This is a genomic window from Pedobacter duraquae, from assembly GCF_004362245.1.
GTDB classification, from domain to species: Bacteria; Bacteroidota; Bacteroidia; order Sphingobacteriales; family Sphingobacteriaceae; genus Pedobacter; species Pedobacter duraquae.
Window position 1 is genome coordinate 472,281 of the sequence record NZ_SNWM01000004.1, and the last position, 15,796, is coordinate 488,076.

The following is a 15,796-nucleotide window of genomic DNA, read 5'->3' on the forward strand; positions in this document are numbered from 1 at the left end:
ATTTTACAGTAGTTTGAAGGAAACAACTGTACAATGCACAGTCAATCCTTTTGGCACTACAGCCTGCGTTATCTTTTGCTCCTCCTCCTGAGTGCCTGGACACTGAAGTCATGCAGTCAGGAGGCAATTTACAAATCGATTTTGCAGGAATTGGATCTGGAAATTCCTGAAGACACTGATCTTTCGGAACTTGAGGAAACATTAAACTGGATCACCAAACACCCTCTGGACCTAAACAATACGAGTCCCGAAGCATTACGAAAGCTTTTCTTTTTATCCCCGCTGCAGATTGCTGCCTTTTTCGATTATGTCAGGAAAAATGGGAAACTGATCAATTTGCTGGAGCTACAGGCCGTTCCTAATTTCGATGTGAAAACGATCAGCTACCTCCTGCCTTTCGTTACACTGAATACTGTTGCTACCACGCCATCGGGAATATTGCGGCAAATTGGTAAATCCGCTGAGCAGGAACTGCTGTTAAGGTATGGACGTGTGCTGGAACATCAAAAGGGTTATGGCGATTTGCCTGGCAGTCATTATCTGGGCGACCCCGGCAAGGGGCTCATGAAATATAAGTTCCGCGTAAAGGACCTGCTTTCGGCCAGCTTTGTAGCAGAAAAAGATGCTGGGGAGCCATTTTTCAGACAATCTACGAACATAGACTTCCTTTCCTGGCATGTAGCGTACAACGGAAAACAGCTGTTAAGGCAGGTTATAGTGGGAGATTATAGCTTCCAGTTTGGACAAGGGCTAAGCTTATGGTCTGGATTTGGCTATGGAAAAGGTGCTGACGTGACCACGCTTTCCAAAAATGACGCAGGCTTACGTCCATACACCTCCACAAATGAAAGTTCATTTTTAAGGGGGCTCGCCATTGCGCTTAAACCTGCAAAATCCTGGGTATGGACGGTCTTCGTTTCTAAACTGAATCAGGATGCGACTCTGAGGGAGCAGCCTGACGGTACCCTGGCGCAGGTAACAATCAGCGAAAGCGGATTGCATCGCACAGCAACGGAGATTAAAAACCACGATGCACTTGGGCAGACGCTCGTTGGAAACACCTTACAGTATAGATCTAGTGCCTTGGAATTTGGCATACTCGCTTATCAAACAACATATAGTCATCCGTTTATTAAAGGGACGGCTTTGTATAACCAATTTAATTTTACAGGCAACATGCTCCGGAATACCAGTGTCAGTTACAACTACACCTACCGCAATATCTATTTATATGGAGAAACCGCCAAAAGCTTTCCCGGAGGCCAGTCTACCATAAATGGCGTGTTGGTAAGCGTTGCCAAGCAGCTATCGTTCGCAGTGCTAAACCGGATGTATGGAAAACAATATCATACCTTTATAGGTCATAGCCTGGGAGAGAACACAGATGCAAAGAACGAAAATGCCTGGTATTTCGGTCTTAACTTTCAGCCAAATACGCACTGGCTGCTCTCTGCGGCGACAGATCGTTTTAATTTCCAGTCGGCAAAATACAGGATTGATTCTGCCTCCGCTGGTTTCGAAAACCTGATCCAGCTGATTCACACGCCAAACAAAACTTTTAAAGTAGTAGCGAGATTCAAGGTCGAGTCGAAAGCCCAAAACAGCGACGACAGGCATACATTACCACAGGTGATAAAGTTAACATCCAGAATGTCGGTAAACTGGGCCTTGAACAGATCGGTAGGATTGGAAAGCAGGATCGAAATGGTGCGCTACAGGAAGGGCCCTATGGCAGAAACGGGGTTTCTATTTTATCAGGACCTGGCTTGTAAAATGCGCCGCGCATTAAAATTCACCTCAAGAATAGCCTGGTTCAAAACAGATTCTTATAACAGCAGGCTGTATGCCTATGAAGATGATATCCTTTATAGTAGTGGCTTTGGTTTGTACCAGGGTAAAGGCATCCGAACATACCTCAACATAACCTACGACCCAGTAAAGCGTTTATCCTTATACTTACGGTATGCATGTTTTATGTATAGAGATGTAGCTACTGTGGGCTCTGGTTTGGATATTATTGAAGGGAATAAGAAATCGGAAGTTAAACTGCAGGGGAGATTGCAGTTTTAACAATGGCCAGGTTATTTTTCGTAAGGATGGCTATCCCGATGCTGTTGGGCATCTATTGCGCCTATAGGCTAGACGGGCTTTTTACCTATACCGTTGCGGCATACACCTTTGGGCTATTACTGAGTCTTTTTGTGATAGGCTGTCTTTGGTATTCCCGCTTGTCCATGCACCGGTTTGGTGCGGAACGAACCCTACTTGTCTATAGTCTCTATTTTTATGGTGGTGTCTGGATCTGCCTATTTCAAAAGTCTACCTATACGCCGGTTCAGAGTAAGGATACTATGCAATCGGGTGTTTATGTCAGACTGATCGATGAACCCCAATATAAGGCCAGATTTATTCGCTGCAAAGCATTGCTGATCAATAGCGGCGCTCAGGTCTTCCCAGCGAAAACTGAGAAAATCATGTTAACGGTTTTTAGAAAACCCGGAGCGCAGCTCAGATTAAGTTACGGAGATGAACTCGCGATCCGGGCGCGTTTAAAAAAAATCAACCCGCCAAAAAACACAGGTCAGTTCGATGTACAATATTGGATGGCCACGCAACATATCTACCGCCAGGCCAGTATTGGTGAAAAGAACTTTGTGCGGGTGGCTACCCATAAGGGTAACCCGATAATCGACTATGCCCTGCGCCTGCGCAAGAAACAGGTAGACAAACTCACTACGCTGATTAAGGATAAAGAAGCCGCAGCGGTAGCTGTTACGCTCATTCTCGGATACAGGTCTGACCTTAGCGCTACTACAATCAGCTCTTATGCGAGAACAGGAACAATACATGCACTCTCGGTCTCGGGCATGCACGTAGGCCTCATTTACTTATTGCTGGATAAGATGCTGATCGTGATGAATTACCGGAAGTGGGCAAAGAGATTAAAGCTGGTAGTCATCGTGCTATTGATATGGGCCTATGCCCTACTCACAGGGTTCTCCCCAGCAGTACTCCGATCAGCGATCATGATCACTGTGATGATAACAGCCACAGCATCCCGGAGGATTACTTCTGGCTTAAACATCCTGGCTTTCTCCGCCTGCGTCTTGTTGGTTACAGATACATTTTTGATGTTTGATGTGGGCTTCCAGCTATCCTATCTTTCTGTTTTTGGGTTGCTAACCATACAACCGGTGATTAGAAAATGGTTTACATTTAAAAACTACCTCATGCGCACGATCTGGGACGCCATTGCACTTTCCTTAGCTGCGCAGTTGTTTACCTTTCCATTGGCACTGTACTATTTCCATCAATTCCCCGTCTATTTCCTGTTCAGCAATCTGTTGATCGCTATTCCTGTAACGTTAATGATGTACCTTGGAATACTCGTTATTGCCCTTCGACTAGAATTTCTTGCCCCCTTACTGGAAGGGCTAATTGTTTTAACCAATAGAATGCTGCTCTGGATGTCGACATTACCACTGGCCAGCATTGGTAATGTGTCGATGACGGTTTTCGAACTTTGCAGTCTATATATAGCAATCATACTGCTTACCGTTGCTTTTTTTAATTACAAAACGAAACTACTGCTGACTGGGTTAGCTTTTCTACTTATACTGTCGTCCAGTCGGCTTATCCGGACACTGGAAACACGTAAAAAACCATACGTACTTAGAAATGTCAAGGCCATCAAAGATTTTTAGGTTGCCAATTATTTAATTAAAGAAAATAAAGGATATTTGATTCGTTAAAAAAGCAATAAAACTTCCAAATATATCCTATGACAACACCTTTGGTTTTATATTCTGTTTCGAGTCGGGTGGCCACGATAACAATAAACCGTCCAGACAAAAGAAATGCACTCAACCCTGAACTAATAGCGAGTCTGACAACAGCATTTTTAGACGCTTCCGAAGATGACGCTGTAAAAGTTATTATTCTGAAGGCTAACGGCGCTGTGTTCAGCGCCGGGGCCGACCTCGCCTATCTTCAACAGCTGCAGCAAAATACACATGAGGAAAATCTAAAAGACTCAGAAAACCTAAAAAAACTTTATACCACTATCTATTACCTGCCGAAAGTAGTGATCGCTCAGGTAGAGGGACATGCAATTGCCGGAGGCTGCGGTCTGGCCACAGTTTGCGACATCAGCTTTGCCGTTCCAGAAGCAAATTTCGGATATACTGAAGTTAAGCTGGGTTTTGTTCCAGCTATAGTATCCTGCTTTTTGTTACGTAAAACCAGTGAGACTATTGCAAAGCGGATTTTACTAACCGGCGAATTATTCCCTGCGCAGCAAGCACTTGACTTCGGTCTGATTACATTTTTGGCAGAACAATCAGAAATAGAACGGCGGGTACAAGATTTTGCTTTAACTTTATGCAACGAAACATCAGCCAACTCATTGATGGTTACCAAGCAACTGATTGGACAAACGACCAATCCATTGCTAGAGAAAAACCTGGAGTTTGCAGTTCAAATCAATGCCAGAGTACGCGAAAGCAGTGATTTTAAAAAAGGCATCGCCTCTTTCGTAGAAAAAGAAAAAATTAAATGGTAAACATACATAATCATGCTTAAATCAATCAAAACCAGCGTTATAGCGCTCATCTTAGTCACCACAGCAATTTACGCTAAGGGTCAGAAGGTAGTTAGTTCAGGAACGATCACCTATGGCATTACTTACGGATTCACTGCAGAGCAGAAAGCTCAAATCGATGAATCCATGCTTCCTAAAGAAAGTAAAGTGGATTTTGCAGGAAACCTGTCCAGACTAAAATTACAGTTAGGCCCGGCGATGGTTACAGTAATAGACGATGCCGTAGCACACGCCGGACTTCTCCTGATCGACATTCCTATCGCTCAAAAACAATATGCTGCAAAAAGGACTACCGAGTTTTTAGCTAAAGAAAAAGGAGATACCAAATACAGCAACTTCAAAGCTACTGGTGTAAAAAAAATGATTGCAGGATATAATGCCGAGCAGTACACTTACACGGATCAGAATGGTGCTGCTTATGAACTTTGGACAAGCAAAGACGTACAGTTGTCGCCAGGTGCACGCATGTCGGGATTTGAAGAGGTTCCAGGAACGTTACTGCAGTTCACGGCGGTACAGAATGGTGCGCCAAGCACATTAACAGTAAAAAGTATCAAAGAGGCAAAAGTAGGTCCCTTCTCTATCGTTATTCCTTCAGGATACGAAGAAAAAACGATGGACGAAATTAATGCCATGCGTGGCGGACAATAATCAGGACAATAGTATATGAATAGATTTAGTACAAAAACTGTTTTAATGCAGTTTATTCTGCTGCTCTCTGCAGCTGTTACCTTTGGACAAGGTAAAACCGGACCAGACTGGACTACGGATGGCAATGGCTATTACGATGTGCAGGATGGTTCCATTGTGTTGGTTACCCTCCCAAAAATGGAACGTAAAGTAGTGCTTTCTGGCGCTATATTGAAACAGGCTGGCGTAAGCGGCGGGATAGGCAGAAGCTTCAGCTTTTCTGCTGATGGCACAAAGGCGCTCATCTTTACCAATTCAAAACGTGTGTGGCGTTATAACACTCGTGGCGATTATTATGTTGTTGACCTGAAAACCAATAGTGTGCAGCAGGTTGGTAAGGACAAACCTGCATCTTCCTTGATGTTTGCTAAATTCTCCCCGGATGGAAATAAAGTTGCGTATGTAAGCAAGCACAACATCTATGTGGAAGACCTTGCCGCAAAAACAAGCAAAGCGTTGACAACAGATGGAACGGAAACACTGATCAATGGTACGTTCGACTGGGCCTACGAGGAAGAATTCAACTGCCGTGATGGATTTAGCTGGAGTCCCGATGGTGCTTCCATTGCTTATTGGCAACTTGATGCGTCGAAAATCAAAAAGTTCTTGATGATTAACAACACGGATTCAATTTATCCTTTTACAGTACCTCTGGAGTATCCTGTTGTTGGTGAAGATCCATCAGCATGCAAGGTTGGCGTGGTAAACGTGAATACAGCGGCGACGGTATGGTTAAAGATTCCTGGCGATCAGAAGCAAAATTATATCCCGAGGATGGAATGGATTCCGGCAAGTAATGAGGTTATTTTACAACAGCTGAACAGGGAACAGAACATCTCAAAATTATTTGTAGCCAATGCGCAGACTGGTACGGCAAACAATATCTATACTGATAGCGATAAAGCCTGGATAGAGGAAGGTGCAGGATGGACCTGGCTAAATGGAAATAAAGAATTTATCTGGGCAAGTGAGAAGGATGGCTGGCACCATTATTATCGTGTTAGTCGCGATGGAAAAAAACAAACCTTAATTACAAAGGGTGATTATGATGCCATTGAAACTACGCTGATAGATGAAAAAGCAAATAAAATTTACTTTATGGCCTCGCCAACAAATGCAACCCAACGGTATTTGTATCAGACAAGTCTGGATGGAAAAGGTAAGCTGGATCGCGTAACGCCATCAATACTTCCCGGCACACACACATATAGCATATCTCCAAACGGCATTTATGCCCGCCATACATATACGAGTGTTACCATTCCGAGGATCACCGAATGGATGAACCTGAGCACTGGAAACCCTTTGACAATGGATGGCAGCTTAAGCAATCAGCTTGCTAAAGTTAAACCGGTAAAAAATCCTACGGAATTTTTTAAGGTGAAAACCGAAGATGGCATTGAGCTGGACGGATGGATGAAAAAACCTGAAAATTTTGATCCTACTAAAAAATACCCCGTGCTGTTCTATGTTTATGGAGAACCGGGAAGCGCCACAGTTAGGGATACTTATGGTGTAGAACGGAATGGCAACTATAACGGTGATCTTGCGCAAGATGGTTACATCTATATTTCTGTAGAAAATCGCGGCACCCCGGTTCCTAAGGGTCGGGAATGGCGTAAAAGTATCTATAAAAACATCGGTATCTTAAATATCCGTGATCAGGCGATGGCTGCTAAGAAAATATTGGAATGGAGCTTTGTCGACAAAGACAGGGTTGCTGTATATGGTTGGAGTGGCGGTGGTTCTTCTACGCTGAATCTGATGTTCCAATATCCCGATATCTATAAAACAGGGATTGCTGTAGCAGCTGTCGGCAATCAGCTTACCTACGATAACATTTATCAGGAACGCTACATGGGCTCTCCGCTAAAAAGCACTGAAGCTTATGTAAAAGGCTCTCCGGTTAGCCATGTTAAAGGATTAAAAGGAGATCTGTTGTATATCCATGGTACTGGTGATGACAACGTTCACTACCAGAATGCAGAAATGCTAATCAACGAACTTATTAAGAATGGTAAGGTTTTTCAATTGATGTCATACCCTAACCGGACACATGGTATTAGCGAAGGCGAAGGTACCTCCAAACACTTGAGCTTAATCTTCACCAAGTTCCTTAGGGAACATTGCCCTCCGGGAGGCAAATAAAAAAAAATGACCTTGCAATGCAAGGTCATTTTTTTTAGGTCAGCGCCTGATAAATCTCTGCAAAAAGGAGTCCACTGCCCCCACCAAAATGATCCACGATCTTCAGATCCGGGAAGTTCGCTGAAGCAAAATCCCGTAAACCTGTTTCTTCATCTTCTGCAAGTCCGGCACCCAATAACAGCAAGCTATATGTTCCCGACTGCAAGAAATCAATAGTTTCTGCATAACTAGCAGCACCGGTGGCATTCCATTGCTCATTGGCATTGATCAGCCTCAAAATAACGGCAAGGATCTCTGGATTACAGCCTACAACGAGGATTTCTACTTTTTCCATAATTAAATTGACATTGGAACTTCCATGAGTAATATTTGTGTGCCCGGGGCAGTTTTGATGTTGAATGACTCCGTATCCCAAACACCTACAGCATCTCTTTCCTGTAAATCCTGACCTGCAGCGGTAGCTGTGCCTTTTAGAACGAAAACATATACGCCGTTCCCCTTTCCTTTAAGCTGGTAGCTGAATTCCTTTTCCTGATCAAATTTACCCAGGTTAAACCAGGCATCCTGATGAATCCATACACCTGCATCATTTTCATCAGGAGAGAGGATCTGAACAAGTTCATTGGTATGCGCATCAAGGTCAAATGCCTGCTGATCATATCTGGGCGTTACGTTCCGTTTGTTCGGAAACAACCAGATTTGTAAAAGTTTAACTCTTTGGTCCGGATTGGCATTAAACTCTTTATGGTAGATTCCTGTACCTGCACTCATTACCTGGATTTCTCCTGCCTGAACGACAGCCTCATTGCCCATGCTGTCTTCGTGTTTTAAAGCACCCTCAAAAGGAATGGTGATGATCTCCATGTTATCATGTGGATGTTCGCCAAATCCTCTGCCTCCAGCGATATCATCGTCATTCAATACCCTGAGTGCACCAAAGTTCATCCTTTCGGGATTATAATATTTTGCAAAACTGAACGTATGAAAGGTTTCCAGCCAGCCGTGACTTGCTGCGCCACGTGTACCAGCGCTATGAAAAACTGTTTGTGCCATCTTTTTATAATTTATATAGCAAAGGTAGCTGACGGCAAAATGCTGCGCATTATCATAAGATAAGAAATGCTTAGGCTACTGGATCGTGGAACCAAAACATTAACCTGCAACGCTTGTTTGCATACTATGGGATTGATAAAATTTACGAACAAGGGTATATACTGTAAACAGGGAGATTTTTACATCGATCCCTGGAGGCCTGTAGATCTTGCTGTGACCACACATGGCCATGCCGACCATGTTAAATGGGGCAATAAGGCGTACCTCTGTCATGATCTGACTAAGTCTATCTTGCAACAGCGACTTGGAGCAGATCTCAAAATTGAAACACTCCCCTATAATAAAGAAATAACTATCAACGGCGTCAAGATTAGCCTTTTCCCTGCTGGCCATGTAATCGGTTCGGCACAGATCAGACTCGAATACAAGGGTGAGATTTGTGTGGTTTCTGGCGACTATAAGGTGGAATATGATGGCATCAGCACAGCCTTTGAGCCTGTAAAATGCCATAGTTTCGTTTCTGAAAGCACTTTTGGACTTCCGATCTACAAATGGCAGCCACAGCAGCAAATTTTTGACCAGATTGGCGACTGGGTAACAAACAATCAGGATAAAGGCAAAACAAGCGTGCTGGTGGCCTATAGCCTGGGTAAAGCACAGCGCCTGATAAAAAACCTGACTGGCCACTCCCCGATCTATGTGCACAACTCTATAGAAAACCTTAACGAAGGATTCCGCAGGTCAGGCGTAGATCTTCCCGAGACTATTCGCATCAATGCTGATATTAAAAAGGAAACGCTGCAGCAAGGGATTGTTATCGTTCCACCAGCATTGGCAGAAGGAAGGTGGATCAAAAATCTGCAGAGCGCAGCTACGGGTGTATGCTCGGGATGGATGCAGGTACGCGCAAGTAGAAGATGGCGAAGTGCTGATGCAGGGTTTGCACTGAGTGATCATGCGGACTGGCCGGGGCTGCTTTCGGCTATCCATGCTACCGGTGCTGAAAAGGTATTTGTAACCCATGGATTTACTGCGACCTTTTCGAAATATCTGAATGAGATAGGCATTGCTTCTGAAGAGGTAAAAACGCAATACGGCAACGAAGAGGAAGAGGAGCAGGAAATATTGGTTAAAGAAGCATAACGTGAAGAGGTTTACAGAATTAATACAGCAGCTCGAAATGAGCAATAAGACTAACGATAAGATTGCTGCCCTGGTAGACTATTTTACAAATGCCGCAGCAGAAGATATGCCTTATGTGATAGCGATGTTTACTGGTAAGCGGCCAAAGCGCCCGGTAAGTACTGCCCTGATTAAAGAATGGGCAATTGAGCTGAGCGGTGTGCCCGCATGGCTTTTTGGCGAGAGTTACCATAGTGTAGGCGACCTCAGTGAGACTATTGCTTTGGTCCTGCCTCCGCCAATCCGCGTAACCGACCGAAAACTACACGAATGGATCAAAGACCTTGCAGCGCTGAATGGGAAAGATGATGCAGCAAAAAAGGAATTTATTTTATGGGCATGGGATAGCCTGGATACCCAGCAGCGTTTTATCTTTAATAAACTGATTTCAGGAAACTTCAGAATTGGTGTTTCTCATAAGATGCTGGTTAATGCCCTCGCTAAACAAAGTGGCACAGAAAGCAACAAAATCATGCACAGCATCATGGGTAAATGGAAGCCCGAGGAAATTACCTTTGATGAGCTTATTGCCGGTGCGCATGTAAATACCGATAACTCCTGGCCCTACCCCTTCTGCCTGGCCTACGCCCTTGAAGTAGAACCGGTATCCCTGGGTGCCGAAGAGAGCTGGCAGGCTGAATGGAAATGGGATGGCATTCGTGGGCAGATTGTGAAGCGCAATGGTGAGTTGTTTATCTGGTCGCGCGGAGAAGAGCTTGTAACGGATCAGTTCCCGGAACTTCACTTTCTGAAAGACGAGCTTGCCGATGGAACCGTGCTGGATGGCGAAATCCTTTCTGTAAAAGACGGGCAGGTGCAGGCATTCAGCATCCTCCAACAACGCTTAAACAGAAAAACAATTAATAAAAGTCAACTCCAGGATGCCCCGATCGGGTTTTACACGTACGACTTGCTGGAGCATGCCACTGAAGATATCCGTAATAAGCCATTGGCAGAGCGCAGGACCTTGCTGGAAGACCTGATGGAAAAATTAGTCACTAAAGATATTGCCATTCTATCTCCAGTGGTTAGTTTTGCGAATTGGGATGAACTGGCAGAAATCCGTCAGGGTGCACGCGACAATAATAGTGAAGGCCTGATGCTGAAGAAACTCGATTCTTTATACCACAGTGGCAGAAAACGTGGTGACTGGTGGAAATGGAAAATTAATCCTTATACGGTAGATACCGTAATGATCTACGCGCAGAAAGGCAGTGGAAGAAGGGCGAATTTCTTCACCGATTATACCTTTGCTGTACGCGATGGGGAGAAACTGATTACAGTTGCCAAAGCATATTCAGGATTAACAGATCTTGAAATTAAGGAAGTAGACCGTTTTGTAAAGAAAAATGCCGTGGAGAAATTCGGCCCTGTAAGAACAGTAAAACCAGAGCTGGTTTTTGAAATTGCTTTTGAAGGTATTGCTGAAAGTAAACGCCACAAAGCGGGACTTGCGCTACGCTTTCCCCGGATTGCCAGGTGGAGAAAGGATAAAAAAGCTGATGAAATCAATACCCTGGACGACCTGCGTCAGTTATTGCAATCTACATTAGCCTAATCACAGATATGGGAATAGAAAAAAGTAAAGGCTTCAAGGCAGTCTTGAAATGGCTAAAAACAAGCAAAAAGAAACCGTTTTCCTTTCAAAGCGATGCCTGGCAATATTATGCCGAAGGATACTGCGGCCTGGTAAATGCGCCCACTGGATTCGGTAAGACCTATTCTATGTTCCTGGCCGTATTGATTGAGGAGCTTAACAGGCAGGCTGATCTCCCTGCGAAGGATAGGAAAAAGATTGATAAGGCTGACGCAGGGTTAAAGCTAATCTGGATTACACCGCTACGCTCCCTGGCAAAGGATCTGGCGCGCGCTATGCGTGAGGTATGTGCGGAACTGGAAATTGACTGGACTATAGGCGTAAGAAATGGAGATACTTCTGCTGCTGATAAGCTGAAACAAAAAAAGCTGATGCCAGAAGTGCTGATCATCACGCCCGAAAGCATGCACCTCTTACTGGCACAAAAAGGAACTTCGAACAACTTTAAAAATTTACGCTGTATAGTTGCCGACGAATGGCACGAGCTGATCGGCAGCAAACGTGGTGTTATGGCCGAATTGGCGATTTCCAGAATCAGGGGACTGGTTAAAATACAGAGTCCTGAACGGCTATTACGTATCTGGGGAATATCTGCCACGATAGGAAATATAGATGAAGCACTGGACGTGCTGGTACCCTATCCAGAATTACTGAAAGTCATCGTAAAGGCTGATCTGGAGAAGAAAATTGTCATACAGTCTATTCTCCCTGATCATATAGACATGTTACCATGGGCAGGCCATCTGGGTCATAAGCTTGCACATAAGCTGCTGCCGATCATCTACAAAAGTAAAACCACACTAATTTTTACCAATACACGTGGGCAGGCAGAACTGTGGTATCAGAATTTACTGAAGCTTGATGAGAACCTTGCCGGGCAAATCGCTATTCACCATGGGTCGATAGACTACGAGTTGAGGAACTGGATTGAAGACGCAATCCACACCGGCGTGCTCAAAGCAGTAATCAGTACTTCTTCACTCGACCTTGGTGTAGATTTTAAACCTGTAGATACAGTTGTTCAGATCGGCTCGCCAAAGGGCGTTGCGCGTTTCTTGCAGCGTGCCGGACGTAGCGGTCACTCTCCATACGAAACATCTGTGATCTACTTCCTCCCTACCCATGCGCTGGAATTGGTAGAAGCCGCTGCCATTAAAGAAGCCGCTAGAACACAGGATATTGAAGCGCGACAGCCTGTAGTAATGGCTTTCGACACATTGATCCAATATCTGGTTACGCTTGCCGTGGGCGATGGCTTTGACGATCAGCAGATCTTTAACGAGGTTCGCGAAACCTTTGCTTACAGGGAGCTCCTTCCTTCAGAATGGGCCTGGATGATGCAGTTCATCACCACTGGGGGTGAAAGTTTAACAGCCTACACTGAGTTCAGTAAAGTGGAAAAAGTAGATGGCCTGTGGAAGGTAATCAGCAGACAGATTGCCCTCCGCCACCGTTTACACATTGGAACCATCGTAAGCGATGCCATGCTGAAGGTGAAATTTATTACCGGTGGCTATGTCGGCATGCTCGAAGAATCTTTTATTACCATAATCAAGCCCGGCAACAGCTTTACCCTGGCCGGACGGGTATTGGAATTTATTATGATCAAAGACATGACCGTGCTGGTGAGGAAAAGTAAACTTAAAACTGCCGTAACGCCAAGCTGGATGGGGGGCCGCATGTCACTTACTGCAAATCTGGGAGCCCTGCTCCGCAAAAAATATAATGAAGCATTGGATAAAACCCATGCAGATGAAGAACTGGATATCATCTTCCCACTTTTTGAGCGACAAGCCCGGGTGTCTCATGTGCCCAAGGATGATGAGTTTCTTATTGAGCTGATCAATACCAAAGATGGTTATCACTTTTTTGCCTATCCCTTTGAAGGAAGACTGGTGCACGAAGTCCTTGGCGCACTGATCGCCTACCGTCTTGGAAAAGTGAAGCCAATTAGTTTTTCAATTGCCATGAACGACTATGGTTTTGAATTATTAAGTGAGCAGCCAATTCCGCTGGATGAAGACAACATTAAACAGCTCTTCAGTCCGGATCACCTCGGTGAGGATATTGTAGCCAGTATCAATGCTACAGAGATGGCTCGCCGCAAATTCAGGGATATTGCCTGTATCTCTGGATTGGTATTTCAGGGATTTCCTGGGAAATATGTAGCCAATAAGCACCTGCAATCCTCTGCAGCATTATTTTTCAACGTTTTTAGTGATTATGATAAACATAACTTATTATTGCGTCAGGCCTACGATGAAGCATTTTATCAGCAGATCGAAGAGCCCCGTCTGGCCGCAGCATTGCATAGAATCCAGGCGAGTAAAGTGATAATTGTAAAAACAGAGAGCTATACACCGCTTTGTTTTCCAATTAAAGTAGATAGTTTAAGGGAAAACATGAGTACCGAAGAACTGGGACAAAGGATAGAACGAATGACTGCCGAGGCAGACAAAAAATCAGAAAGACAAAAATGACCATTCATTGCCGTGGGGAAGAATTAATACTAAGTAAGGAAAAAGCAATCTATTGGCCCTCAAAAAAAATGTTGATCATCAGTGATCTTCATATTGGTAAATCCGCACATTTCAGGAAATCCGGGATTCAGGTTCCTGCCACTATTGGCGCTGGTGATCTCGCAAGACTTGGCGCTCAAATAGAGCTATATCAGCCTGAAATCCTGCTTATTACTGGCGACATGTTTCACCACACCATCAATAGTGATGTAGCGCTGTTTGCTGACTGGCGACATCAGTTTTCAAATGTTAAGATAGTGCTGATCAAAGGGAACCATGATAGCCTTAAAGCAGAAGACTACGCAGACCTTGACATCCTTGTACAGGAAAAGGAATTGCTTATGGCGCCTTTCCGCTTTATACATGATAAACCGAAGGTGGCGGATGCATATTTTAACATTACAGGACATATCCATCCAGGAATAACCATTTACGGTAAAGCCAGACAAAGACTCAGATTTCCTTGTTTCTATTTTAGCGATACCTGCGCAGTACTGCCGGCATTTAGTGCATTTACCGGATTAAGCAAGATCAATCCTGATGAAGGTGCAGCATTTTATGCAATCACGCCATTAAATGTTGTTAAGGTATAGTTACAGCTGCATTTGAGATAACAGCAGCGATACAACAGTTTTATCTGTTTTGAATGTTACATCGTCCGCACTTAGCTTATTTAAAGCCACCCACCTGAAGGATTGCATCCCGCCATGGTCGAAATCAAATACACGCGTTGTGAACTCCAGCTCCAGTGGCTTAAGTGGTTTGACGAAATAGTAAATACTGATCACCTGACTTTCATTGAAGACAGACTTCTCGTAAAAGTCGGTGGTATAGAAGTGATTACCCACTTCAATATCTACGCTGCACTCTTCCATAAACTCTCTGATGAGGGCATCCCGCAACCCTTCTCCAAGCTCTAAACCGCCTCCAGGAAATTTACTGAACTCCTTTCCTTCCTCTTTTTCATCACTAATCAAAAGCTCATGCTTTTCGTTGATCAGCAGGCCATATACTCTTACGTTGAAATAACTCATTGGTCAAAGTGTTTTAGGTTTTTGGTAGCGTTTTCGGTATTCCAGGGAATATGTCCCGTAAATTGATGCTGTCTGACACCACAATTCTCCATGCTACAATAGTGGCAACAACCGGGCAGACATGGGTCTGCATGAATGAACAACTCCGTATCATGGGCTACATGGGTGTTTACAATCTTGTCAATCAACGAGATTTCATGATGCACCTGGTTTAGGTCAAAATAATAGGGAAAGGTGAAATGACAGTCAATATGCAGATCAGCACCATATTGTTGCGCACGCAGATTATGGACGTCGATCCAGGGATCCTTTCTATTGTCTTGCATCACTTTTACGATTTTATCCACCAATTCCATATTACTTTCGTCCATCAATCCACCTACAGATCGCCTTGTAAGCTTATAACCACTGTAAATAATGTAAAATCCTAAAAGAATGGAAATCGCACTGTCGAGCCACACCAAACCACTGACATAAATCAGGATGATTCCGATAACCAGACCCGCACTGGTTACAGCATCTGTTAGCAAATGTTTGCCGTCTGCTTCCAGTGTTATAGAGCGATGTTTTTTTCCAGTGTTGATTAGGTAATAACCAATCAACAAATTGATCAGCCCGGTAGCGCTGATAATGATCGCTCCTTCAAAAAGCTGTCCGATAATATTGGGAAAGATCAGGTTGTATGCAGACTTAAATACGATGATGATCCCGGCAATAGCGATCAGGCAGCCCTCCAGAAAGGCAGAGAAAAATTCTACTTTCCCATGTCCGTAGGGATGGTTTTCATCCTTAGGCAAGGTAGCAAGATAAATACTATAAAACGCAAAGCTGCTGGCAAGTACATTGACAATGCTCTCCGCTGCATCTGTTAAAATGGCGTTAGAATGGGTAAGAAAGTAAGCGCCAAATTTGGCAAGCATCAAAACGACACTTACACACAGGGCTACGAGAATGGCTTTTTTTTTAGGTTGCA

General features: G+C 44.2%; 13 protein-coding genes. 9 read left to right on the plus strand and 4 right to left on the minus strand.

Features of this window, described 5'->3' with window-relative positions:
* Positions 1 to 33 precede the first annotated feature (33 nt).
* The 5 genes from CLV32_RS17680 to CLV32_RS17700 all read left to right on the plus strand — a co-directional run bounded on the left by CLV32_RS17680 (position 34) and on the right by CLV32_RS17700 (position 7,438).
* On the plus strand, positions 34 to 2,070 hold the full coding sequence (locus CLV32_RS17680) for a helix-hairpin-helix domain-containing protein (protein ID WP_133557979.1): 2,037 nt from the start codon (positions 34 to 36) through the stop codon (positions 2,068 to 2,070).
* 2 nt (positions 2,071 to 2,072) lie between these two features.
* On the plus strand, positions 2,073 to 3,704 hold the full coding sequence (locus tag CLV32_RS17685; RefSeq protein WP_133557981.1) for a ComEC/Rec2 family competence protein: 1,632 nt from the start codon (positions 2,073 to 2,075) through the stop codon (positions 3,702 to 3,704).
* 77 nt (positions 3,705 to 3,781) lie between these two features.
* Entirely contained in the window at positions 3,782 to 4,561 is a 780-nt protein-coding gene (locus CLV32_RS17690) for an enoyl-CoA hydratase/isomerase family protein (RefSeq protein WP_133557982.1), read from the plus strand.
* A 12-nt stretch (positions 4,562 to 4,573) separates the two neighbouring features.
* Positions 4,574 to 5,251, plus strand: a complete 678-nt coding sequence (locus CLV32_RS17695; RefSeq protein ID WP_133557984.1) for a hypothetical protein — start codon at positions 4,574 to 4,576, stop codon at positions 5,249 to 5,251.
* 45 nt (positions 5,252 to 5,296) lie between these two features.
* Positions 5,297 to 7,438 (plus strand): S9 family peptidase, encoded by a 2,142-nt coding sequence (locus CLV32_RS17700; RefSeq protein WP_243732346.1) that lies wholly within the window; start codon positions 5,297 to 5,299, stop codon positions 7,436 to 7,438.
* Positions 7,439 to 7,472: 34 nt separating this feature from the next.
* Here CLV32_RS17700 and CLV32_RS17705 read toward each other — a convergent pair whose 3' ends face one another.
* The gene (locus CLV32_RS17705; protein ID WP_133557989.1) at positions 7,473 to 7,772 is read right to left on the minus strand and encodes a hypothetical protein; all 300 of its coding nucleotides are present in this window, start codon (positions 7,770 to 7,772) and stop codon (positions 7,473 to 7,475) included.
* 2 nt (positions 7,773 to 7,774) lie between these two features.
* Entirely contained in the window at positions 7,775 to 8,491 is a 717-nt protein-coding gene (locus tag CLV32_RS17710) for a pirin family protein (RefSeq protein ID WP_133557991.1), read from the minus strand.
* Positions 8,492 to 8,617: 126 nt separating this feature from the next.
* Here CLV32_RS17710 and CLV32_RS17715 point away from each other — a divergent pair, with 126 nt between their 5' ends.
* The 4 genes from CLV32_RS17715 to pdeM are packed head-to-tail and all read left to right on the plus strand — an operon-like array spanning position 8,618 to position 14,382.
* Positions 8,618 to 9,634, plus strand: coding sequence for a ligase-associated DNA damage response exonuclease (locus tag CLV32_RS17715; RefSeq protein ID WP_133557993.1), 1,017 nt, complete (start codon positions 8,618 to 8,620; stop codon positions 9,632 to 9,634).
* A 1-nt stretch (position 9,635) separates the two neighbouring features.
* Positions 9,636 to 11,231, plus strand: a complete 1,596-nt coding sequence (locus tag CLV32_RS17720; protein WP_133557995.1) for an ATP-dependent DNA ligase — start codon at positions 9,636 to 9,638, stop codon at positions 11,229 to 11,231.
* A gap of 8 nt (positions 11,232 to 11,239) precedes the next feature.
* Positions 11,240 to 13,750, plus strand: a complete 2,511-nt coding sequence (locus tag CLV32_RS17725) for a ligase-associated DNA damage response DEXH box helicase (RefSeq protein WP_133557997.1) — start codon at positions 11,240 to 11,242, stop codon at positions 13,748 to 13,750.
* Positions 13,747 to 14,382 carry a ligase-associated DNA damage response endonuclease PdeM gene (gene pdeM / locus CLV32_RS17730; RefSeq protein ID WP_133557999.1) on the plus strand — a complete coding sequence of 212 codons (636 nt, stop codon included), beginning with the start codon at positions 13,747 to 13,749 and terminating at the stop codon, positions 14,380 to 14,382. Before CLV32_RS17725 ends, pdeM begins: the two co-directional genes overlap by 4 nt.
* On the opposite strand, the gene CLV32_RS17735 is transcribed toward pdeM, so the two are convergent.
* On the minus strand, positions 14,383 to 14,823 hold the full coding sequence (locus CLV32_RS17735; protein WP_133558001.1) for an NUDIX domain-containing protein: 441 nt from the start codon (positions 14,821 to 14,823) through the stop codon (positions 14,383 to 14,385). It lies immediately after the preceding gene.
* On the minus strand, positions 14,820 to 15,743 hold the full coding sequence (locus CLV32_RS17740; protein ID WP_394346177.1) for a cation diffusion facilitator family transporter: 924 nt from the start codon (positions 15,741 to 15,743) through the stop codon (positions 14,820 to 14,822). The genes CLV32_RS17735 and CLV32_RS17740 overlap by 4 nt, the downstream gene beginning before the upstream one ends.
* Positions 15,744 to 15,796 lie beyond the last annotated feature (53 nt).

Excerpts from the sequence above, each read along its gene's own strand:
- CLV32_RS17680 (WP_133557979.1), top strand. The coding sequence starts at position 34 with ATGCACAGTCAATCCTTTTGGCACTACAGCCTGCGTTATCTTTTGCTC.
- CLV32_RS17685 (WP_133557981.1), top strand. The coding sequence starts at position 2,073 with ATGGCCAGGTTATTTTTCGTAAGGATGGCTATCCCGATGCTGTTGGGC.
- CLV32_RS17690 (WP_133557982.1), top strand. The coding sequence starts at position 3,782 with ATGACAACACCTTTGGTTTTATATTCTGTTTCGAGTCGGGTGGCCACG.
- CLV32_RS17695 (WP_133557984.1), top strand. The coding sequence starts at position 4,574 with ATGCTTAAATCAATCAAAACCAGCGTTATAGCGCTCATCTTAGTCACC.
- CLV32_RS17700 (WP_243732346.1), top strand. The coding sequence starts at position 5,297 with ATGCAGTTTATTCTGCTGCTCTCTGCAGCTGTTACCTTTGGACAAGGT.
- CLV32_RS17705 (WP_133557989.1), bottom strand. The coding sequence starts at position 7,772 with ATGGAAAAAGTAGAAATCCTCGTTGTAGGCTGTAATCCAGAGATCCTT.
- CLV32_RS17710 (WP_133557991.1), bottom strand. The coding sequence starts at position 8,491 with ATGGCACAAACAGTTTTTCATAGCGCTGGTACACGTGGCGCAGCAAGT.
- CLV32_RS17715 (WP_133557993.1), top strand. The coding sequence starts at position 8,618 with ATGGGATTGATAAAATTTACGAACAAGGGTATATACTGTAAACAGGGA.
- CLV32_RS17725 (WP_133557997.1), top strand. The coding sequence starts at position 11,240 with ATGGGAATAGAAAAAAGTAAAGGCTTCAAGGCAGTCTTGAAATGGCTA.
- pdeM (WP_133557999.1), top strand. The coding sequence starts at position 13,747 with ATGACCATTCATTGCCGTGGGGAAGAATTAATACTAAGTAAGGAAAAA.
- CLV32_RS17735 (WP_133558001.1), bottom strand. The coding sequence starts at position 14,823 with ATGAGTTATTTCAACGTAAGAGTATATGGCCTGCTGATCAACGAAAAG.
- CLV32_RS17740 (WP_394346177.1), bottom strand. The coding sequence starts at position 15,743 with ATGCTTGCCAAATTTGGCGCTTACTTTCTTACCCATTCTAACGCCATT.